The organism is Halomonas sp. M20 (assembly GCF_020622265.1).
In the GTDB taxonomy this organism is placed as follows: Bacteria; Pseudomonadota; Gammaproteobacteria; order Pseudomonadales; family Halomonadaceae; genus Modicisalibacter.
Map to the genome: position 1 here is coordinate 1,057,969 of NZ_JACNMQ010000001.1, position 21,918 is coordinate 1,079,886.

The window sequence follows — 21,918 nt, forward strand, 5'->3', positions numbered from 1 at the left end:
CAGATTGGAGGAGTTCATGCCCAGGAAGAAGAGTCTCAAAAAGTCAGCTACTGAATTTCGGGAAAAAGTTGTCGAACTTGAGACGTTCACCGACTCTTCCGTATTAGGCCTCTCTGATAAAGAGCAGAGTTGGTGCTATGACTACGCGATAATCAGGCTCTATCGAGAGTTTGAGCAGCTAATGCTGTTTGCTCTCGTTTGCGCAATTAATAACGACACCAAGACAATTTCTGACTCTACTGGCGTAGATTTTCCGAAACATCTAACAGACGAAGTTTGCGAATATCTGGTACTCGGAGGCGGGTATTTTGACTTCAAAGGGCGAGATGGGTTGATCAAAGAGCTAAAAAAATATGTCCCAAGCAATCACTATTTGGTCACCATAATCAAAAAACAAAAGTACAGGGACGCGCTTGAAAAGTTAACGGCGCTCCGCAACTTTGCTGCGCATGAAAGCATTCAGTCGAAGCGTTCAGCTTTGAATGCAATAAATCAGAAACGTGTCGGCTCATCTGGATCTTGGCTGAAGGTACAAGGTCGTTTTACTGAGATTTCAGACAAACTAAAAGACTTGGGCCAAGAAGTTCATGACGCAGCGCCGTACTGAATCCGGTTAACAAGTCGCTGTTGTCGGACAATTTTTCCGCCGCTTTGCGGCTCCAAAATTGCCGCAAAGCTCAGCGTTAAATGGTTCCAGAGAAAGCCTGATGCAACCAGATATTCATAAGATCCAAAAACGAGCCGAGCTGATTGGACATATTTGCTTTCAGTACTCATTCCTTGATTATCTTGTGTCGAACGTCATATGGCACATTTTAAAACTGGATGTCGAAGCTGGGAAGATTGTCACCGGAAGCTTGGATATTCGTCCGAAACTGGACATGGCAGTTACTTTGGCAAGCCATTACGGTGTTCTTGACGAGATTTCTGCTCACATCAAAACGATGAAGAATCGAATCGAAGGCAAGAACGGTGCTATCAATAAACGAAACCGATTGATCCACGGAGTTTTCGCATCTGCTCCTGGAGATCCAGTTGTGGTTGTTGAATCTCACCGCAACAAACGCCACCGGCAACGAATAGCACTCGCCATTGATGAGATTCAAAGCACCCTAAATGAAATCACGCAAGAAGCTACGGATCTTTCCGAACTAATGGAAAAGCACGGGATCAACGTTCATTGACACCTGTACCATTTAACCAGTCAATCAAGTTCGTTCCGGCCTGCGGCCTCCACCGGACGCCCTAGTCGGGCGCCGCTTATCATTGGCGTTAAACATAATGGAGAATTGAATTGTATTTTGACTTGGGAAAGTACCATTCTGAACTTTTGTTCCTGTATTGTAGATACAAGGAGTTACGGGCCTTTTGTTTAGATACTGATGCATTATATGCACACGTAACAGAAAATAAGTATGTCGAAGGCTTTCAGAATGGTGAGTACTTCAAAAGTACTGATAAGCTTGAGCTAGAGAAATGGCTTACTCCAAAAACTGATACCATAATAACTGCGTTCGATACTTTCGAGCTTCAAATGCCGGTTATTTTTGCTAGTTACCTTGAAGATGCAATTGTTACATTCTTAACAGCTTACTTTGTAAAATATGAAAACTGTATGGGAGATTACGTTAATCCACCGGATCAAGATAACATAAAAGGGTTTGTGAAAATCGGTGATATCTTAAAATATAATACTATTGAAGAGCTGAAAGAATCATTAGCTTCTAGAGCTGCACATAATGCCGCGTCGGGTAAATCAAAGAAAAAGGTTTTCGCGAGAATTGAAGCGCTCACCAAACATACGATTCAAACAAAAATTAAAGATAAAACTATCGCTCTTTACGACAAGCGTAATGAGATTATTCATGAGAACAAAAAGTTTGATCTTGGCATGGACTACATTGAAGAGATATATGATGACTGTATAGCGTCCATTACAGAGCTTGGAAAAATCTGTGTTGAAAAGAAAGTCCCATTTAACGACCCAAGTGGGTTACTTCGTTGATCTCGTTTAACCAGGCCAGCCAGCATCGCTCCCTGCGGTCGCTGGGCCTCGTTTCACTTGGCCGCTGCTGGCGGCGTTAGCTGTGATTGCACCATCTACAAAGTGACACTATAGTATCACTATAAGTCTGATTCACGGTGAACCCATGAAAGTTGAGCTTGTTACGAACCTCAAACGCCAAGCCACAAAGATTCTGGCAGACCTGCACTTGTCTAAAGAGCCGATACTGATCACGGAGCATGGTCAGCCATCCGCATACCTTGTCGATGTGGAGGATTACGAGTTCATGCAGCGTCGACTTAAGCTGCTTGAGGGGCTCTCACGGGGAGAGCGTGCTGTACTTGAGGGAAGAACGTACAGCCAAAGTGGGGCCAGGGAAAAAATGAGTAAATGGCTGAAGTAATATGGACGGAGCCCGCCCTTCAAGAACTGGACGCCATCGCTGAATACATTGCTCTGGATAATCCTGTTGCCGCAAGTCATTTGGTCCAAGAAGTTTTCGATAAGACCGAGCGTTTGGAAGATTTTCCCCAATCCGGACGGATTCCTCCAGAGCTCCCTAATTCGGTATACAGGGAAGTAGTGGTTCCACCGTGTCGCATTTTTTATCGTGAGGATGAGGGGCGAGTTCTCGTTCTTTATGTCATGCGTGAGGAGCAGCAGCTTCGTGCCTACATGCTCGAAAACAGCTAACCAGGCGCGTTGCACGGATGCCTTTGCCTTCGCTACGTCAAAATTAATGGTGCGCTTCAGCGTTGAGCATCAGATAAGAGCGGTTATGAAGTTGAGCGATTTTAGAGAGCTTTACGTTGCTGTGGAATCGCTTCTGCGGTAGTCGTTGCTCCCATAGGGTGCCGAGCACCTGGAAGGAGAATTTCAATGATGACTGTCCCATCTGAAACTGAAATCCTCATTGTCGGCGCAGGACCAACGGGCTTGACGCTCGCCGCTGAACTGGGCCGCCGTGGTATCGACGCCGTGACAGTCGATAAGGCCGCGGAAGGCGCCAACACCTCGCGCGCCGCGGTCGTGCACGCACGTACGTTGGAGGTGCTGGAACCCTTGGGCGTCGTATCTCAAATGCTGGAGGAAGGCGTCAAGGTCCCAATTTTCCGTATTCGAGATCGAGATAAAGTTTTAATCACCGTCGATTTCCGGGAGATCCCCAGCGAATACGCTTTCGCGTTGATGTGCCCCCAGGACCGGACGGAGGCCATCCTTCTCAGCCGTCTACAAGCGTTGGGAGGCAACATTCTGCGACCGGCGGAAGTAACCGGCGCGGACATAAACGAAAACGGCGCGCATGTGCAGATCAAGGCCTATGATTCAATCCATGAAATTTCCGCCCGCTGGGTGATCGGCTGTGACGGCATGCACAGCAAGATTCGCGAAGCGGCAGGAATCGACTTCAAGGGTGCAACCTACAACGAGGGTTTTGTGCTCGCTGATGTCCACATGGACTGGCCGCTCGATCACGAAGAGGTAAGTCTGTTTTTCTCTCCCGATGGCTTGGTCGTTGTGGCGCCACTGCCGCAAAATCGATATCGCATTGTGGCAACGGCGGAGGACGCATCCGAGAAACCATCCGTCCCCTACATGCAGGCGTTGCTTGACGCGCGCGGCCCGAAGGCGAAGCCTGCCCGAATTCTTGATAGTGTTTGGAGTGGTCATTTCAAGGTGCACCATCGTGTGGCGCAGAACTTGCGTAAGGGGCGGGTGCTCCTGTGCGGTGATGCCGCCCATGTACATAGCCCGGCAGGTGGCCAGGGGATGAATACCGGCATCCAGGACGCAGTCGCGCTCGCCGAAGTCCTCGCCGACGTTGTTAGCGGCTCCGACGCAGCGCGGCTCGATACATGGGCCGTCGACCGGCACAAAATTGCGGAACGCGTCGTCGCGTTGACTGACCGCGCGACAAAGGTGGCGACTCTGCGTTCATCGGTCGGGCAGAGATTGCGCAATGTTGCAATCAGTTTCGCCGGACACATCCCGTCATTCACTCAAAACCTGGGCCGGACTATCGCCGAACTCGAAAATCGCTCTAAAGATAAAAAAACAAGGAAAGGGAGTAATCCATGAAAGCTCGAATCACAGTCATTACCCTCGGCGTGGACGACCTAGAAAGGTCGCTACAGTTCTATCGCGACTTGGAGTTGGAGACTGAAGGCATTATTGGAAAAGAGTTCGAGTATGGAGCTGTAGCATTTTTCAAACTCCAGGCTGGGCTGAATCTCGCAATTTGGCCTCGCAAAAGCATCGCTCATGATTCTGGTCTAAGTGCAGGGCCACCCGCACCTACCGAGCTAAGCATCGGGCACAATGTCTTGTCCAAAGCAGAAGTGGATGAGGTTATGGAGCAAGCCAAAAGCGCCGGAGCTGTAATCGTAAAGGCGGCGCACGACACTTTCTGGGGCGGGTACGCCGGCTATTTTCAAGACCCCGATCAGCACCTGTCGGAGGTCGTATGGAACCCAGCGTTGTTGGCCGAGGTTTGAGGCATAACTCAGGCGTTAGGCGTCACGGCGAACACCTACGTGGAGCAGGGTTTATCTCACGTCGGTGATGATCGCTTTCTGGCATTTCGGCTGGTGGAGGAGATGCTGTCCTTGGTCATCGAGACTGCCGACGCCTGAGCGTCATGTTTTTTGAAGAGTTTTTCGCATGAATATTAGAGAAGCACATAGAGAAGACTGGGAATCTATCTGGCCAATCTTCCATGAAATAGTCAAAGCTGGCGAAACCTATGCTTATGATCCTGCCACAACGATCGATCAGGCAGAGAAAATCTGGCTAGATGCTCCGCGTAAAACGTTTGTATTCGAAGAGAATGGGGAGGTTCTTGGCACATATTACGTGAAAACAAATCAAGCCGGGCCGGGCAGTCATGTCTGCAACTGTGGGTATATGGTCGCTTCGAAAGCAAGAGGGCGGGGTCTTGCAACTACCATGTGCGAGCATTCGCAAAAAGTTGCATCAGAGCTTGGTTACAAGGCTATGCAATTCAATTTTGTAGCCTCAAGTAATGAAGGAGGCGTTCGTTTGTGGAGTAAGCTCGGATTCGAAATCGTTGGCAGGCTCCCAACGGCTTTTAATCATCCAGTCAAAGGGCTTGTAGATGCACTGGTCATGTATAAGTGGCTGCAAACATAACAATCTCATGCTGCCACCCTACGGGCTGGAACGGCTCACACTTCGCTTCATCCGCCCCAAAAGCGGCCGTCAGCGCCTCAGGGACGACGGTTGTCGTCCACGTCGTCAGCAAGCCAGGCCTTGATTTTGATCCGATCCAGCAGAGTTTCGGGCAAATGGAGTGAGAAAGTCCAAACAACATCCGTATGAAAAAAGCGCGCCCCCCAAGGGTCACGCTTTCCATTTCAACCCGGACAATCGCTACCGCGATGACTATCAGGCCTGACGGCTGCGCTGCGGACGCCGACGGCGGGCCGTCTTGTTCTCATTATTGCCGCGGTTCTCGCCGTTACGCGGGTTGTTAGCGTTGCGATTTTTTGCGCCGTTGTTACCTCCATTGCCACCGTTGCCGCGATTATTGTTGCGACCACCGCGACGACCATTCTCGATGGGCTCGGGCTTGGCATTGGGGTCAGGCTCGAAACCGGGTTCGATATGCTTGGGCAGGTCGCGCTTGATCAGACGCTCGATGCCCCGCAGCAGGCCGTGCTCATCGACACATACCAGTGAAACCGCCTGGCCTTCGCTGCCGGCACGTCCGGTGCGACCAATGCGATGAACGTAATCTTCCGCCACATTGGGCAGTTCGAAATTGACCACGTGGGGCAATTCGCTGATATCCAGGCCGCGGGCTGCGATATCCGTCGCCACCAGCACCTGGAGGCTGCCATCCTTGAAGGCCGCCAGGGCGCGAGTACGGGCCGATTGGCTCTTGTTGCCATGAATCGCCATGGATGGAATGTCCTGCTTGCCAAGCTGTTCCGCAAGGCGGTTGGCGCCGTGCTTGGTGCGGGTGAAGACCAGCACCTGATACCACTGATGCTGCTTGATCAGATGCGCCAGCAGGTCCCGCTTCTTCTCACGATCGACACGATAGATGGCTTGGTCGATGCTTTCCGCGGCGGTGTTGCGCCGGGCGACCTCGATGAAGGTGGGGCTGTCCAGTAGGCCGTTGGCCAACTGCTGAATCTCGTTGGAAAAGGTGGCGGAGAACAGCAGGTTTTGACGCTTGGCGGGCAGCAGGCGCAGCAGCTTCTTGATGTCATGGATGAAGCCCATGTCGAGCATGCGGTCGGCTTCGTCGAGCACCAGGGTTTCGACCTTGGAAAGATCCACATGGCGCTGCTGGTGCAGGTCGAGCAATCGTCCCGGGGTGGCAACGAGGACATCAAGCCCGGGACGAATGGCATCTACCTGGGGCTGCTGGCCCACACCGCCGAAGATTACGTGGGAGCGTAGCTTCAAGTGACGACCGTAATCGGCGACGTTCTCGCCGACCTGAGCCGCCAGTTCGCGAGTCGGGGTCAATACCAAGGCGCGAATCTGACGCGGTTGCGGGCGGGGGCCATCCGCCAGGCGTTGCAGCAGCGGCAAGGTAAAACCAGCGGTCTTGCCGGTACCGGTCTGGGCGCTGGCCAGTAGATCACCGCCCTTGAGCACGGCGGGAATGGCCTTGAGCTGGATCGGGGTAGGGGTGGTATAGCCTTGCTCTTCGACCGCACGTAACAGTTCGGCACGCAGGCCGAGTTCGGAAAAGCTCATGCAAACTCCGGGTCAAACGCACCTGCCGCTCACCATTCAAAAGGCGTGCGTCCCGGGCCAATGCGTAAAATAGATAGGAAACAAGATGATTGCGCGGCGAAGGGACGAAAAAGCCGCGTGAGTAAGATAACAGAAAACGCGAATGAGCGCATCCGGCTGACGTCGCCAGTGTTTGAGGGTTGGCCGAGGTGCCGATGCGCTCCCTATCATCCTCCTATAAGAAAAATGCATGCTGGCGATAACACTATGCCTCTACTGGCCATCTTGGTGATGCGTTAGAAATGTTGTATGAGACACCACCAAAGAGAGAACGTGGAAATGCAAGTGATGTCGCTGATACTCAACGAGTCACCGCTCACCCTGAATCGGGTCACGCGCTCCGGACTTGAGCCGGTCAGTCCACTATGGCTGCGCGAACGTACCCAGGACCCGGATCAGTTGGATGGATTGACCTGCCAGCGGCTCTTCGACTCGCACAGGATCGATCCGGGCCTGTCGCTGACCGCGGCACGCCCCGTGGACGAGACGCGCGCCGAGCTCTCGTTCAGCGATGGCCATGTCGAGGTCTACGATCTGGCGGCTCTGGCTCGGGAGATTGAAGGTGATACTCCCTTTCCCGACACTATCGCCTGGGACAGCAGTATTGATCAGGCTGCCCAGCGTTTCGACTGGCTGCAGATGGGGGACAACCAGGCTTTCCAGCAGGCGTTGACCGCCTACCTACAGCGCGGCTACATCATTCTTGAGGGGGTGCCGACCGATCCCGAGCGCATCCTCGAGGTCGGCAGCCATTTCGGCTATGTGAAGGAAACCAACTTCGGGCGTTACTTCGAGGTCTATTCCCGTCCTGCCGGCAATGACCTTGCCTATCGCAGCGTGGCGTTGGGCCCGCATACCGATAATCCCTATCGAAGCCCGGTACCCGGTATTCAGATGTTGCATTGTCTGATCAACGAAACCAGCGGTGGCCTGTCAACGCTGGCGGACAGCCTCAAGGTGCTCGAGGCGCTGCGCCACGAGATGCCCGAAGGCTACGAGCTGCTGCGTACCACGCCGGTCCGCTTTCGCTTTATCGATGCTGGCACGGAACTGACCACCCGTCGCAGCATGATTCGTACCGACGCCGACGGTACTCCCGTCGGCGTCCACTACAGTCCTCGTCTCGACCAGCTGCCGCACCTGTCGCCGGAAGCCACGCGGCTGTTCCATCGGACCCGTCAGCGCCTGGGTGAATTGTTCGCGGACCCTGTCCATGAAATCCGCTTTCAGCTCAACGCGGGTGAGTTGATGCTTTTTGACAACAGCCGTGTCCTGCATGGTCGGACAGCTTTCGATACTGGAGAGGGGCGTCGTCATCTACAGGGGTGCTATCTGGACAGCGATGGGCCACGGGAGCGCTATGCCACTACCCTGATCAAGGCGCGCAAACTGGCCAGCGAAGGTACATGGACCAAACAAGCGGAGGAAAGTAACGGATGAAGCAAGTGACATTCACTCAGATGAAGGACGGCACCGCCGAGGATTACCAGTTCCTGGAGCGTCTCGAGGATCAGTTCAATGCCGGGCTGGTCGACCGCCTGATGCAGGCCTTGCGCAATCTCGAACATGGTCTGAGCGGCTATCAGGTCAGTCGTCTGGAACACTCACTGCAGTCGGCGGCGCGTGCCGAGGCAGACGGCGGTGATGATGACCTGGTGGTTGCCGCACTGTTGCATGATCTGGGAGATGAACTGGCGCCCTACAACCACTCTCAGCTGGCTGCCGCCATCATTCGGCCCTACGTGCGTGCCGAGGTCAGTTGGGTGGTGCATCATCATGGGTTGTTCCAGAAAGTCTACTATGCGCATTTCTTTGGTGAAGACCCGAACGAACGCGAGCGCTACCGTGACCACCCCTGGTATCAGAAGTGCGTCGATTTTTGTGAGCGCTACGATCAGGCCGCCTTCGATCCGGATTATCCGACGCCACCGCTTGAGCACTTCGAACCGGCTCTGCGCAGAGTGTTCTCGCGCACTCCTTTCGATCCCGAAGTGGTCGGTGAGGAGCCTGAAGGCAGCGTTGCTGGCCTGGCCTGACGTCAGAAGCGTGTCGGGCGATTGATGTCGCCTGGCCATTGGCGTATAAAAACCGTCAATAGAAGCGGCTCTTGTGTTCCCGGGCCTCAGCCGCCGGGCCGGACCAGTGACGAGGATCTGCGTGCCTGCCCAACAAGATACAGCCTTATCGCCCTTTGATCTGGAGGCGCCTCCGTCGCTGCGTGGTCTGATCGCATTCGAAGCCACAGTCAGGCTCGGTTCGATGACGGCTGCCGCACGCGAACTGCACACGACTCAACCCACCATCTCCCAGCGTATTCGTGCGCTGGAGGAGAGCCTGGGTTGTCCACTGTTCGACCGCCAGGGCGGTCGCTTATTGCTCAATGCCAGCGGTGAGTCCTTCTATGGGGAGTTGGCGCCGGGACTGTCGCGCCTCTGCGGGGCCATTGGAGTCATCCGTCGCCGAGCCCGAAAGGCCTCTCCCGTCGTCAGTATCGCCGCCGGCGCCGGCTTTACCCATATGTGGTTGCGCCCGCGCCTGGAACGCCTTGAACAGACCTTTCCCGACCATTCCTTTCGACTGTTGCCCATTGACCGGGATGAAGCCCCGGAAATGCAGAAGGCCGATATCGCGCTGCGCTTCGGTCCGCCCCATCAAGGCGATCTTGCCGACACCCTAGTGGTCCCGGAGAAAGCGTTTCCTGTCTGCAGCCCCGAATATGCTCGCCGACATGGTCTGGGCACCAGGCTTGACGCAAAGGCACTAAAGCGCATTACCCTGCTACATCTGGATGTGCGTGACCCGCGTTGGCTGGATTGGGCCAACTGGTGTCGGCTCGCCGACCTGCCGCTCCCTCCTCTCGAACAAGCTTTTCCCTACAACAACTTTCCTCTGCTGCTCAATGCTGTCATCAATCATCAGGGCGTTGCGCTGGGTTGGAGCCATGTGATTCAGGACATGCTCGACAGCGGCCAACTTGTCGCTTTGGAGCCGCAGGTGACACGCAAGAGCCACGGCTATCGATTGAGTGTGCGGTATCCCCACAGTGCAGTAATCGCTCCCATCGTCGACTGGTTGGCTCGAGAATTCGCGGGACAGACCCGCGACACGATTCGAATGTGAACGATTCAGATCATCCAATTGCTCTAAGAGAGTACGCGCCTCGCTTTCAATAGCTTCTAAAGCAACTGGGTCAAATGTTGTGCTGGATCGGGCGATCCGGCAACAAAGGGCAGGCAGTGCACGTAGCGCAAATTGACAGTGCACTCTATGCCAAACGCTTACCACACATACTGCCTATTGTGTGGGTATCGGTGCTTTTTCCGATCGGATAAAAACCAATAAATGGTAGGTCCACATGAGAACGCATTTATCGGGTGTGTTCTAGCGAGTTGTCCATGTGACTAAAAGTAGAAGTAAAACAATAATAAAGGAGAATAAAATGAAAGATAGTAATCAAAATGAAGTGTCAGACCTCGATTTTTCCGAACGCCCTGTGCCAGCAGAAGGGCGAATGCCACGAGTTAACCTGATGATGGCCTGGTGGGCCGTCTGTAGTGCAATATTCTATATGGTGGTTGCCGCCGCCATGGCGCGTGCCTACGGCACTGCCAATGCATTGGCAGGTATTGCTTTAACCGTTGTTGTCTATGGCATTATTAACGGTGTTATTAGTCGCTACTCCATGAAAACGGGATTAACTGTCGCACTTTTCTCCAAGGTGCTGTTTGGCCATGTCGGCGCCATTGTCGCCACGCTGATTTTCTTCGCGACGGCGCTTTACTATGCCGTTTTTGAAGGCTATGTGATGGCATTGGTTCTTTCGGAGTGGAGTGGCAACCTGTCCATGGCGATGGCCACGGCCATAGTGGTGATCTTTGGCGTCGCATTGATCTTTGGCAGTGTGCAGCATTGGCTGGACAAGTTTAACGGCGTGCTTCTGCCGGTGTATGTGATCGGGATGCTGATCGCGGTGGGGATGGCAGTTGCCGAGTTTGGCTACCCTTCGGGCTGGTTGACGCGTGTGCCTGAAGGTGGTGCGTCACCCTGGGGCTGGTTACATACCTTTGCCTACTATATGGGGGTTTGGGTATTGATGATGTTTACCTTCGACTACGCCCGGTTTGGCCGTGAAAAGGATGCTACTTTTCATGCTCGCATCACCTTCGGCATACCGTTCTATGCCATGACCTTTCTGTTCAGCGCTGTCGTAGGCATCTTGTTGGATTCCATGATTCCGACCGATGGTCTGTCGGAAGCTTCCATCGTGCTGGGCCTTCTCGAGTTGATGGGTGTGGGTGGCCTGCTGTTGGTTTGGGTGACTCAAAGCCGCATCAATACGGCCAATTTCTATCTTGCCACCATCAACTTCGAGTCGTTCATCCGCAAGGTGACGGGGGTGAAGTTGTCCAAGATAGTGGCCGGCTGTGTGATTGGCGTGTTCGCTTATGTGCTAATGATGGCCGATGTGTTCTTTTACATCCTGCAGGCGCTGGCTTACCAGGGCGTCTTTGTCGTAGCTTGGGTTGGTGTTGCACTTGCCCATATTCTATCCAGGACTTATCAGGACCGCTTCAATGGCCATGTCGAGTTGGATAATACCTATATTCCTGCCTTCAATCCCTGTGGCCTAATTGCATGGTGTGGTGCCGCATTGACGGGCATCGTGATTATGAACATTTCCTCGATTTCTGGGTTCTCGGCACCTGCCACTTTCCTGAGTGCTTATGTGGTTTATGAGATTGGCCTCAGGGTTGCCAAGGACGAGTGGTATATCGCCAGCCTTAAATAAAGGCACCTGACTAAACTGGATGTAGTGGTAGCTTAGCGTGGGTAACAAGTAGGTAAATCGGTATCCATGCCAACTTTTACTTTATGGATAAAAGGTAAAAAGTTGTCGCCCACGCTATGTGTATTAAAAACACAATTATAAAAGATGAGTAAAGGGCGGGAGAAGTACCGTTATTTCAACCACCATGCCGATTCCGCGAGAGTGGGTAAAACCGCAGTAAAAACAATATAGAGGAATGATTATGCCTGATCTTAGAGTCGCCGTTGATGCCGGCGGAACCTTCACAGATGTTTGTATTTACAACTCATCCACTCAGGATTTCCGCGTCACCAAGGTGCCTTCAACACCCAACAACCCAATGCAAGCCGTGCTGAATGGCGTCAAGCGTGGAGAAATTGAGCTAGCGGATGTCGAACTTTTTTTCCACGGCACCACCGTCGCTACCAATGCGCTGATTACGCGTCGCTTTCCCAAGGCGGCGCTGGTCACCACGAAAGGCTTCCGCGATGTGATCGAAATCCGCGATGGCACCAAGGATAACCTCTGGGATGCCTACGCGGATGTCAGCGGCCCCTATATTCGTCGCCGTGATCGTTTCGAAGTGACGGAGCGCGTGGATTATGCCGGTCATATAGTGACACCCCTTGACGAGCAGGAGGCCCGAGAGCTTGCGCGCAAGCTGAAGCGTCGGGGAGCCACGACGATCGCGGTGTGCTTCATAAACTCCTATGCCAACGTGCATAACGAGCAGCGCATGCGTGAAATCCTCGAGGAGGAGATTCCGGGCGCCAATGTATCGACTTCATCGGAAATCCTGCCGGAAATCTTCGAGCATGACCGGTTCAATACAGCGGTGGCCAATACGGTGCTCGGGCCCCTGGTGTCGGACTACGTCAAGCAGCTCGACGATGAGCTGAGTGCGGGGGGCTATGCCAACGATCTGCTGCTCCTGCATTCCGGTGGGGGCTCGATGACTCCCGCCATGGCCAAGCACTTCCCCGTGCGCCTGGCGGCGTCCGGTATCGCGGCGGGGGCGATTGCGGCCAAGCATATTGCCGAGCAGTGCGGCTATAAGAATGCAGTGGGTCTGGATATGGGGGGTACGTCCACCGATATATCTCTGATCCACGATGGCGAGCTGCGTGTGACGAAGCAGTGGGGCGTGGAATACGGTCATCCCATTGTTTTCCCGAGCATTGAAGTATTGACCATTGGTGCCGGTGGTGGCTCCCTTGCCCATATTGATATTGCCGGTGCGTTGCGCAACGGGCCGCAATCGGCGGGTGCGGATCCGGGGCCGGCATGTTACGAACGAGGAGGCACCGAACCGACTAATACCGATGCGAATCTGGCGCTCAACCGTTTGGGAACCAGTTTGGCAGGCGGCGCACTGACCTTGAACAGGGAAAAATCCATCCAGGCGATTGACGAAAAGGTGGGGCAGGGTCTGGCGTTAAGCACAGCGGAAGCCGCGCAAGCCATCCTCAAGGTGGCTAACGCCAACATGGCCGATGCCGTGCGGCTGGTGTCGATCCGCCGCGGGCTCGATCCACGGGATTTCGCCCTGATTGCCTTCGGTGGCGCGGGGGCGTTGCACGGCGCAGAAGTGGCCAGGGAGCTTGGCATTCCGGCGGTCATTGTGCCGCCCAGCCCGGGGGTGACCTCGGCAATGGGTTGCCTGCTTGTCGATATTCAGCATGATTTATCGATGATGTACACCGCCGGTGCCGCGGATGCCGACATCGATGACCTCAACGGTCAATTCCGCTCCCTGGAAGATGAAGCCGCCGACCGACTTCGTCACGAAGGTGTTGCCGACGAAGATGTGGTGCTTCAGCGTGGCATATCGATGCGCTACCAGGGCCAGTGGCGCTCCCTGCAGGTGTCGATGGGTAGCGGTGATGAGCCACTGAAAGAGGCGATTGAGCTGTTCCACCAGGAGCATGAGAGGCAGTTCTCCTTCCGTCAGGATACTCAGCCTGTGGAAATCTATCAGCTGCATCTACGCGCCGTAGGCAAAACCCCCAAGCCCACGTTTGCGCCGTATGAAAGGGCGGCGAATCTGCTGGCAGAGCCTCATGCTCGTCGCGACGTTTTCTTTGACGATAAATGGCACGACACGCCGATCTTCGACCGGGATACCTTGCCGGTCGGCTTCGAACTGACGGGGCCAGCCATCATCGATCAGCTCGATTCAACCACCGTGGTACCGCCAGGTGCGGTGGCCTCTATCGATGAGTGGAAGAATATCAGAATTCAGATTGCTCAAGCTGGAGAGGAGGCATGAAAATGGGACATGACAAAAAAGACGGCACGCTCGATCCGGTCACCTTCGAAGTCTTGAAGAATGCCTTCGCCACCAGCGTGGATCTGATGAGCGAGCAGATACTGCGTACCTGCTATTCGTTCGTCATCTACTCCCGTGATTTCTCTTCTGCGTTGTGTGATGCGCAGGGAAACACGGTGATGCAGGGCAGCGGTGATATTGCGGTGCATGTCGGTACCCTGCATTTTCAGTGTAAAGCCGTATTGGAGGAGTTTCAGGGAGATATTCAGCCGGGCGACGTGTTTGCCATCAATGATCCGTACCGGGGAGGCACGCACCTGAACGACGTCAGCTTCATTCGCCCCATCTTTGTCGATAATGACATCATCGGCTTTGCGCAGAACAAAGGCCACTGGGCCGATATTGGCGGCAATGTACCCGGCTCTTTCGATGTAAATGCCAGCACCCATTTCAGTGAAGGGCTGCGCATCACGCCGGTCCGTGTCTGGCGTTCGGGTGTCTTCCTGCATGATGTCGCACAGCTGCTGGTTTCCAACACGCGGGCACCCAGCCAGGCCATGGGTGACCTGAAGGCTCAGGCTGAGGCAACGGCAGTCTGTGAGCGTGAAGTTCTGCGGTTGGTCGACAAGTATTCGAAAGAGACCGTTGTGGCGGCCATGCAGGAAACGCAGGATTATGTCGAGCGGATTGTGCTGAAGAGCCTGGCCGGCATGCCGCAAGGGGAATGGGAAACCGTCGATTACCTCGATGCCGACCCTGCCCTGGGCGAGGGCATGGTGCCCATTCGCATCAAGCTCAAGCTGGATGGCAACGGCATTCACTACGACCTCTCGGGCTCGGCATCGGCTGTCTCCACCTTCCTCAACTCAGGATACGGCACCACCCATTCGGCCATCTATGCCGGCACCAAGACGTTCTTCCCTGACGTGCCACTGAACTCCGGTTTTTATCGCGCCGTGACGGCGAATATCGGCGAAGAGGGCAGCGTGGTGAACGCCGGATGGCCCCACGCGGTAACCGGTTTCTGCTCCGGCCCTTACGAGAAGATCATGAACGGCATCTTCGAGCTCTGGAGCGGCATCATGCCGGAGCGCGCCATGGCCTGCGCCTTCAACCTGGAGTACCTGTTGATCGGCGGCAACGATGGGCGCACCGAGAACACGACCTATTTCATGTGGTATGACTGGATGGCCGGTGGCTGGGGGGGCGCCAGACTAAGGATGGCTCGTCGGCGACTTCTCCTGTGTTTGGCACCGGCCTGGCAGTTCAGCCGGTGGAGGGTCAGGAGCGTTTGAACCCCGTGCTGACGATGAGCCACGAGATCAGCATGGATTCCGGCGGCCCGGGACGCTTCCGTGGAGGGTGCGGTGTCGAGAAAGGCGGGGTACTCACCCAGGTCGACAAGACCGTGATGAGCTACTGCTGCGATCGTGGTCGTTCGGTCACCTGGGGCGTCAACGGCGGGTTACCCTCCGTGCCCCATGGTGTGTGGATCAACAAGGGTACTTCGGATGAAAAGTATCTGGGTGCCACTTTCTCGAATGTTCCTGTACGCTCGGGTGATACCTTTACCCGTCCTTCGGCCGGTGGTGGCGGCTTCGGTGATCCGCTTGAGCGTAGTGCGGAAGCCGTGCTGGAAGACGTGATTGATGGCTATGTCTCGGTCGGTCGTGCCGAGCGTGACTATGGCGTCGTCATCAAAATGAATGATCCGGACCTGGATGATTACGAAATAGACAGCGAGCGCACCGCGAAGGCCCGTGAGTGGATCCGCGCTCATCGTCGTGAGTGGCTGGAAACGGCGCCCGAAGATATCGCCACGCAGTACCGTGACGGCAAGCTGGACGTGCTGGATGTCATTCGCCGCTACGGGGTGGTGCTTGACTGGGGAACGGGGGATCTGTTGAAAAAGTCCACCGAGCAATACCGTGAATCCATGCGCAAGCGCTCATCGGATTACTGGTCATGATGGTTCGGTTAATCTGATCGCGATGTCCCCTGGAAACACTATGTTTTTCAGGGGGCTCGCTACCAGCATGATGCGATGCGAGTGAGGAAAACAACATGAACAATATCGACTCGATGTTAACGTCAAGCTCACAGGACCGCTGGACCCAACTTGTATCCCAGACATATTTTCCGCTGACGTTGAGTTATGGTAATCATCAAGCTAGATTTCAGGGCTCTTTGAAAGTATGGAAGACAGAGGGCAGTGACTATTCCTTGTCTCGCCTGTGCTCTGATAAGGCTCAGTATTCACGCAGTCATGCGCAGATTGCTCAGGATGATCACGCCTCTTTTCTGGTCACGATTCCCCTTCGAACCAATGTTTTTTTCTCTCAGCATGGCAAGAGCCTGAACTGTCCACCAGGGCACTTTATCGTTGAGCAGGGTGATGCTCCGTACCGTTTTGGTTATGAAGCACCGAACGATATGTGGGTCTTCAAGATTCCGGGTCAATCGATGAAAAGCCGCATTCGCCGCCCAGAGCGTTACTCTCAGCACTGCTTTTCTGCGGGCAAGGGAGTTGGTTGCGCTTTTGTCGAGTTTCTAATGATCTGCTCGCAGCGTGTCCATGAGTGCAGTATTGATGATCAGAATCGTCTGTTCGAGCAAGCACTTAGCATGCTTTCTTTGGTGCTTGAGCAGGATGAACGAGTGCTAAACAGCGACCAGTCGCATATGAAAACCGCTCACTTGATGCGTGTCGAGCGTTATATTTCTGCCAATCTTGGTGATCCCGGCCTGACACCTGGCCGAATCGCCGAGTTCTGCGGTATTTCTTTGCGCTATCTTCATAAACTATTTTCCGGGTCTGGGTATACGGTATGCGAGTGGGTGCGTATGCAGCGACTGGAGGCCGCGCATCGCGATCTCGAGGCTTCACCGGATGGCATTAATATTGGGGAAATCGTCTATCGCTGGGGATTTTCGGATCAGGCCCAGTTCTGTCGTGTGTTTCGGCAGCAGTTCGGTTATTCCGCGAGTGAACTGCGCAACAGCTCAGCGTGGCAGCCAAAGTTCCACTGACAGCGATAGGTTCTTTTCGTTTGTGGTAGTGAGATTAAATGAGGGTTGGCAGACTCATGATCAAAGCAGAGTACTATTGAATAGCTTCCGACCCGCGACACAATTCCGATGTGAACGGTTCAGATCATGCGGCTGCCCTGCGGCTTAGACCCATTCTAACGCTTGGATTTTATTCCTTTTGCGATGTCGCCAGCCACTTGATCCCAGGCGCGGCCTAGCGCCCGCACCAGAGCCGGGTAGCCATCACTCTTGAGCGCCTGAGTCTCGTTGAAAGGTTCGAGTACCAACAGTTTGCCTGTGTCGTCGTACAGCTGCCAGTGTCCGCTGACTACCGCCAATCCGTCGTAGCGTCCCTGAAACTGATCGACGTTGACCTGCAGATGCAAGGCGTCTGCACTGTTGCCACTTTCAAGTACGCGCGTGTTCGGCAAGCGGGCGGCCAGACGTTGACGCAGGCCGCGATCAAGCTGGCGCTTGAGCGATTCTGCCCACAGATGCGAACTTGCCTCGCGTACGCGAATATCGTCGCTTTGCAGGATGATGCCTTGGCTCTCCAGATAGCTTGCCAGTTCCAGATTGCCCATGATAAGCGTGCGCTGGGATACGTTACTGCGGGTTTCGCCCTTGGCCGAAACCTTGGTATCGCTACCGCTCGGCAGAGTATAGCGTTCCGTCGAGACGCCACCGGTGGCGCATCCTGCCAGTGACAAAAAAGAGATCAGCAGCATGAAAGGGAGGTATGGCGTTTTCATCGTTTCTCCTTGTTTGAGATAAGCGCGGGAAAACCGGCAATTGCGTCCTGTCATCATCGTCTTGGCGCCTGGGGTACTGGGTCCGGGCCATCGCTGCGATCGAAAATCAGCGCATTGGGCTTCTCGCGAAGGGTTTCGGCGACGGGCTGCAGATCGCGCACGAGTTTCTCCACGCTTTGCAGGGTTCGGGTCAACTCCTTGTAAACGCTGGAGTCCGGTGATAGGCCCTTGAGAGTCTGGCGCAGTTCCCGCAACGATGCATTGAGATTGGATGGTATTTCCCGGGTCTGGGGATCTTCCAGCAGGGACTTGAAGGACTCGGTGGCCGAGCGTACTTCTTTCAGTGTTTTCTCGGAGGCGCTCAGATTCTGTTCCAGCTTGCCAAGAACGGGCTCGACTTCGAGATCGTTGAGCTTGTCGAGCAGATTGGACACCTTCTGTTCGATCTGGGCGAAGCCGCCTGGGGTCGTGGGGAAGACGGTCTTGCCGTCGAAATTTTCGGCTTCGTAATCTGGCGCCTCTTTCACGAAGTTGAGATCGACGAACAGGGCGCCGGTCAGTAGATTGCCGGCTTTCAGCGTGGCGCGCAGGCCGTAGTTGAACATACGGTCAAAGCGCTCGCGCCATTCGTCGAGCTTGACAGGCTCTTCCTTAGTACTGAGCCGTTGGGGCTCGATGCGTATCAGCACCGGAATGGCAAAGCGCTGGCGGGTATCCGGCTGCGGCGCGCTGAAATTCCAGGGCACGGCGGCGACGGTGCCTACGCGCACACCGCGATATTCCACCGGGGAGCCTTTCGATAGGCCGCGTACCGTATCTTCAATCAGCAGAACATATTCCAGATAGCGATTGTAGGTGCCTTGGATGGCACTGTCCTCATCGGAAAAAAGTTCGTAGGTTTCATCGCCGCTGGCTTTTTTACCCATGGGTATATCCTCGGGCACGGCAAAGGTGACCCCGCCGCCGAGTAGGGTTTCAACGGACTCGACGTTGACTCGAAAACCTTCTGAATTCAAACGCAGATCGACGCCGGAGGCGGACCAGAAACGCGTATTCTCGGTCACCAGGCCATCGTAGGGTGACTCAATGAACAGGCGATGATCCATCTGCCGGTTCTCTAGATCGAACTCCGTGTTCTCGACCCGACCGACGGTCAAGCCTTGATAGGTGACCGGATCGCCCACCTGTAGCGCACTGCCTACCTGACTCACCAGCTGGATACGAATGCCCTTGGCGCCGGGCGGCGCCACGGGTGGGTGTTCAAGAATCTTGAAACGATACTGGAGCACTTCGCTATTGCCCGGCTGCAGTTGAATATAGGCGCCGGAAAGCACTGTATTCAGCCCGCTGATACCTTCACGACCGATGCGCGGCTTGACCACCCAGAACCGGGTTTCCTCGTTGAGCATGCTCTCCGCGTCGGTGCTCATGCGCGCGGTGACCAGGGTGTGGGACAGGTCCTCGGAGAGTTGAACGTTTTCGACGCGACCGACCTGAACGTTGCGGGTCTTGATCAGCGTCTTGCCGGCCTCGATGCCTTCTGCGTTGGGCATTTCGAGCACCACCTCCGGTCCTCGACTGGCATAGTTATCGTACACCAGCCATAGCCCGATCAGTATCGCGACCAGCGGTATTATCCAGATCGGCGACAGGCGCGATTTGCGTTGGCGTTGAGCGCGATGCGCGTCAGGCATGGGACGGTTCCTCGAGAGCAGGAGATTCTTGCCATAGCAGGCGTGGATCGAAGGTAAAAGCGGCCAGCATGGTCACGATGACCACGCTGGCGAAAGCGAGGGCTGCAGGGCCGGGCGTGATAGACATCAGCGCACCGGCACGGATCAGCGCTACCAGAATCGAGACGACGAAGATGTCGACCATGGACCAGCGTCCGATGAATTCCACCACGCGATAGAGACGTGTGCGGACGAAGGAGTGATTGGTGTTACCACGCCGTGCTGCAAGGCACAGCCAGACAAGAGCAATGAGCTTGCCCACAGGTACCAGGATGCTGGCAATGAAGATGATGACTGCCACCGGTATGGAGCCGCCATGCCAGAGTTCCACCACGCCACCGATGATGTTGGACGAGTCGCTGTTGCCCAGATAGGTGGTGGTCATGATCGGATAGACATTGGCGGGTATGTACAACACGGTGGCAGCGAACACCAGCGCCCAGGTGCGCTGCAGGCTGTTCGGAAGGCGATCGTGCAGAGGTTCGCTGCAGCGTCGACAGCGGCCATGACCGCGAGAATCGAGACGGTTGATCAGGCCGCAAGTGGTGCAGCCTCCCAGACCCTGAGGCGCGGCGGTGGTGCCGGTTTGGGTATCCGCTGGCGCTAGGGGCTCGGGGGCCAGAGAAAACCAGAGCCAATCGCTGTCGATGGATTGCATGGTCAGTAATAGCAACGCTGCATAAAAGCAGAATGCCCAGAAGGAGATGCCTATCGTAATATCCGCCAGGCCCCCCACCTTGATCAACGCGACCAGAGCGCCGATGACGAATACGTCCGCCATCATCCAAGGGTGTAGATGCACCAGGCTACGCGCAATCTGGCGGCTGGCGGGCAGCGGGTTACGTTGTAGCAGGCCAATCTGTAGCCATATCACGCCGCATAGATAGAGCGTGGGCAGTACGATGATAGCCAGTACCACACAGATGGCCACGAGCGAATGATCGAAGCTGATCATGGTGGTGACGGTTTCGATCAAATCGATACTGTTGCCGATACCGCTGAATTCGAATCTGACGAAATCGAAAGATAGCGCAATGGCCAGAGCCATCAGCGAACTCAAGGCCAGCGCAAGGCTGCGCTCCGCAGGCCGAAAATGACGCTGCGCCAGAGTGTGGCCGCAGCGAGGGCAGCAGGCCTTGTCCCCGGGAGACAGCGGAGGAAGCGCTGACACCCAGTCACATTCTGGGCATGCCCGTAGACGGCGCCGCGTGCCATGAGTGGCCTGGTCCTGCTCATGAGTTGAGGGTGTCAGCTCAAAGGCGTCGGACGACAAATGATCGTTCACCTACAAACGTATCCTAGTATCAAGGTGGTCATCGAATAATGATGGGATGAGTAGTGTAACCTTCATCGTGGCGTGGTTAGAACTCTGAAGTCATCGATGCGAAAACACGCACAACAAAGGACGCGAACGACGATGGCTGGTATGAAAGCAATGAGTCGGGCATGATTCCCGAGCCAAAAACCGATACTACGTCACTATATAAGAGGATGCCTACGTGCTATTAGCCACCGCCGCGATCGTGGCAGGCTTGATTCTGCTGGTCTGGAGTGCTGACAAATTCGTTGAGGGCGCCGCTGTCACGGCTCGTCATCTGGGGGTTTCGACCCTGCTCATCGGCATGCTGGTAATTGGTTTTGGTACCTCGGCACCGGAGCTGATGGTGTCGGCTCTTGCCTCTGGACAGGGTAACCCCGGTCTTGCACTGGGTAATGGCTATGGCTCGAACATTGCCAATATCGGTCTCATTCTGGGGGCTGTGGCGCTGATCAGTCCATTGTCAGTGCATTCCCAGGTGATTCGACAGGAATTGCCTCTGCTCTGTCTAGTAACACTCATATCCGCCTGGCTGCTGCTCGATGGTGAGGTATCCCGTCTGGATGCCGCACTGCTGCTGCTGCTGCTGGCGGCAGTACTCGCTTTGAGCATCTGGCGAGCGAATCGTAGCAGTGGCGATGCGTTGGCAATGGCCGATGGAGAGCCTCCTTCCGCCGAAGCCATGACGCTCAAAACCGGGCTGATCTGGACCTTGGTCGGTCTGGTGTTGCTGATCGCGAGTTCTCGCCTGCTGGTATGGGGCGCTGTCTACGTGGCCGAGGCCTTCGGGGTCAGTGATCTGATCATTGGCTTGACGGTGGTTGCCATCGGCACTTCTCTGCCGGAGCTAGCTTCGTCTATCAGCGCCTTGCGCAAGAAAGAGCACGATCTGGTGCTGGGCAATGTCATCGGTTCAAACCTGTTCAATACCCTAGGCGTCGTCGGCCTGGCCGGGGCGATCATGCCCATCGATGCGGGGAGCGAAGTGCTTTCCCGGGATTGGGTAGTCATGGCGGGCCTGACCCTAGCCATGGCCATTTTTGCCATCGGCTGGCGCGGGCCGGGGCGTATCAATCGTTTCGAGGGTGGAGCGCTTTTGAGTGTGTATATCGCCTATACGGGGTATCTCGTCTATACAATAGTGCAGACCAGCGCGGGTTGATCTCGTGTCGGACCCTAGCATGATATGATGCTGATAGGGCAGGGAGTGCCTGCGGCAACGGGACACACGGTG

At 55.1% G+C, this 21,918-nt stretch carries 19 protein-coding genes and 1 pseudogene; 16 read left to right on the top strand and 4 right to left on the bottom strand.

Annotated features, from left to right (window positions below; genetic code table 11):
* The first annotated feature begins 16 nt into the window (after positions 1-16).
* From H7850_RS04965 to H7850_RS05000, 8 genes are all read left to right on the top strand, one after another.
* On the top strand, positions 17-607 hold the full coding sequence (locus H7850_RS04965; protein ID WP_227368314.1) for a hypothetical protein: 591 nt from the start codon (positions 17-19) through the stop codon (positions 605-607).
* Between the two features lie 100 nt (positions 608-707).
* Entirely contained in the window at positions 708-1,184 is a 477-nt protein-coding gene (locus tag H7850_RS04970) for a hypothetical protein (RefSeq protein WP_227368316.1), read from the top strand.
* A gap of 110 nt (positions 1,185-1,294) precedes the next feature.
* Entirely contained in the window at positions 1,295-2,005 is a 711-nt protein-coding gene (locus tag H7850_RS04975; RefSeq protein WP_227368318.1) for a hypothetical protein, read from the top strand.
* Positions 2,006-2,150: 145 nt separating this feature from the next.
* Positions 2,151-2,408 carry a type II toxin-antitoxin system Phd/YefM family antitoxin gene (locus tag H7850_RS04980; RefSeq protein ID WP_227368320.1) on the top strand — a complete coding sequence of 86 codons (258 nt, stop codon included), beginning with the start codon at positions 2,151-2,153 and terminating at the stop codon, positions 2,406-2,408.
* Positions 2,396-2,698, top strand: a complete 303-nt coding sequence (locus H7850_RS04985; protein ID WP_227368321.1) for a type II toxin-antitoxin system RelE/ParE family toxin — start codon at positions 2,396-2,398, stop codon at positions 2,696-2,698. Before H7850_RS04980 ends, H7850_RS04985 begins: the two co-directional genes overlap by 13 nt.
* Before the next feature lie 186 nt (positions 2,699-2,884).
* On the top strand, positions 2,885-4,084 hold the full coding sequence (locus tag H7850_RS04990; protein WP_227368323.1) for an FAD-dependent monooxygenase: 1,200 nt from the start codon (positions 2,885-2,887) through the stop codon (positions 4,082-4,084).
* Positions 4,081-4,500 (top strand): VOC family protein, encoded by a 420-nt coding sequence (locus H7850_RS04995; RefSeq protein ID WP_227368325.1) that lies wholly within the window; start codon positions 4,081-4,083, stop codon positions 4,498-4,500. The genes H7850_RS04990 and H7850_RS04995 overlap by 4 nt, the downstream gene beginning before the upstream one ends.
* A gap of 166 nt (positions 4,501-4,666) precedes the next feature.
* A complete protein-coding gene (locus tag H7850_RS05000; protein WP_227368327.1) occupies positions 4,667-5,155 on the top strand; it encodes a GNAT family N-acetyltransferase in 489 nt (162 codons plus the stop codon).
* A gap of 255 nt (positions 5,156-5,410) precedes the next feature.
* On the opposite strand, the gene H7850_RS05005 is transcribed toward H7850_RS05000, so the two are convergent.
* On the bottom strand, positions 5,411-6,736 hold the full coding sequence (locus tag H7850_RS05005) for a DEAD/DEAH box helicase (RefSeq protein ID WP_227368329.1): 1,326 nt from the start codon (positions 6,734-6,736) through the stop codon (positions 5,411-5,413).
* Positions 6,737-7,054: 318 nt separating this feature from the next.
* Here H7850_RS05005 and H7850_RS05010 point away from each other — a divergent pair, with 318 nt between their 5' ends.
* From H7850_RS05010 to H7850_RS05040, 7 genes and pseudogenes are all read left to right on the top strand, one after another.
* Positions 7,055-8,215, top strand: coding sequence for a TauD/TfdA family dioxygenase (locus H7850_RS05010; RefSeq protein ID WP_227368544.1), 1,161 nt, complete (start codon positions 7,055-7,057; stop codon positions 8,213-8,215).
* The gene (locus H7850_RS05015; protein WP_227368331.1) at positions 8,212-8,811 is read left to right on the top strand and encodes an HD domain-containing protein; all 600 of its coding nucleotides are present in this window, start codon (positions 8,212-8,214) and stop codon (positions 8,809-8,811) included. The genes H7850_RS05010 and H7850_RS05015 overlap by 4 nt, the downstream gene beginning before the upstream one ends.
* A 121-nt stretch (positions 8,812-8,932) precedes the next feature.
* Entirely contained in the window at positions 8,933-9,895 is a 963-nt protein-coding gene (locus tag H7850_RS05020) for a LysR substrate-binding domain-containing protein (RefSeq protein WP_227368333.1), read from the top strand.
* Between the two features lie 319 nt (positions 9,896-10,214).
* Complete coding sequence (locus H7850_RS05025) at positions 10,215-11,564, top strand: purine-cytosine permease family protein (RefSeq protein WP_227368335.1); 1,350 nt, start codon at positions 10,215-10,217, stop codon at positions 11,562-11,564.
* A 241-nt stretch (positions 11,565-11,805) separates the two neighbouring features.
* A complete protein-coding gene (locus H7850_RS05030) occupies positions 11,806-13,851 on the top strand; it encodes a hydantoinase/oxoprolinase family protein (RefSeq protein WP_227368337.1) in 2,046 nt (681 codons plus the stop codon).
* Between the two features lie 86 nt (positions 13,852-13,937).
* A pseudogene (locus H7850_RS05035) lies at positions 13,938-15,820 on the top strand (hydantoinase B/oxoprolinase family protein).
* Between the two features lie 95 nt (positions 15,821-15,915).
* On the top strand, positions 15,916-16,881 hold the full coding sequence (locus tag H7850_RS05040; protein ID WP_227368339.1) for a helix-turn-helix domain-containing protein: 966 nt from the start codon (positions 15,916-15,918) through the stop codon (positions 16,879-16,881).
* Between the two features lie 155 nt (positions 16,882-17,036).
* On the opposite strand, the gene H7850_RS05045 is transcribed toward H7850_RS05040, so the two are convergent.
* From H7850_RS05045 to H7850_RS05055, 3 genes are read right to left on the bottom strand one after another with little or no spacing between them, the layout of a single operon-like run.
* The gene (locus H7850_RS05045; protein ID WP_227368340.1) at positions 17,037-17,633 is read right to left on the bottom strand and encodes a membrane integrity-associated transporter subunit PqiC; all 597 of its coding nucleotides are present in this window, start codon (positions 17,631-17,633) and stop codon (positions 17,037-17,039) included.
* 53 nt (positions 17,634-17,686) lie between these two features.
* Complete coding sequence (gene pqiB, locus H7850_RS05050) at positions 17,687-19,327, bottom strand: intermembrane transport protein PqiB (RefSeq protein WP_227368341.1); 1,641 nt, start codon at positions 19,325-19,327, stop codon at positions 17,687-17,689.
* A complete protein-coding gene (locus tag H7850_RS05055; protein WP_227368545.1) occupies positions 19,320-20,618 on the bottom strand; it encodes a paraquat-inducible protein A in 1,299 nt (432 codons plus the stop codon). Before H7850_RS05055 ends, pqiB begins: the two co-directional genes overlap by 8 nt.
* 247 nt (positions 20,619-20,865) lie before the next feature.
* Here H7850_RS05055 and H7850_RS05060 point away from each other — a divergent pair, with 247 nt between their 5' ends.
* Complete coding sequence (locus tag H7850_RS05060; RefSeq protein WP_227368343.1) at positions 20,866-21,846, top strand: calcium/sodium antiporter; 981 nt, start codon at positions 20,866-20,868, stop codon at positions 21,844-21,846.
* The last annotated feature ends 72 nt before the right edge of the window (positions 21,847-21,918 follow it).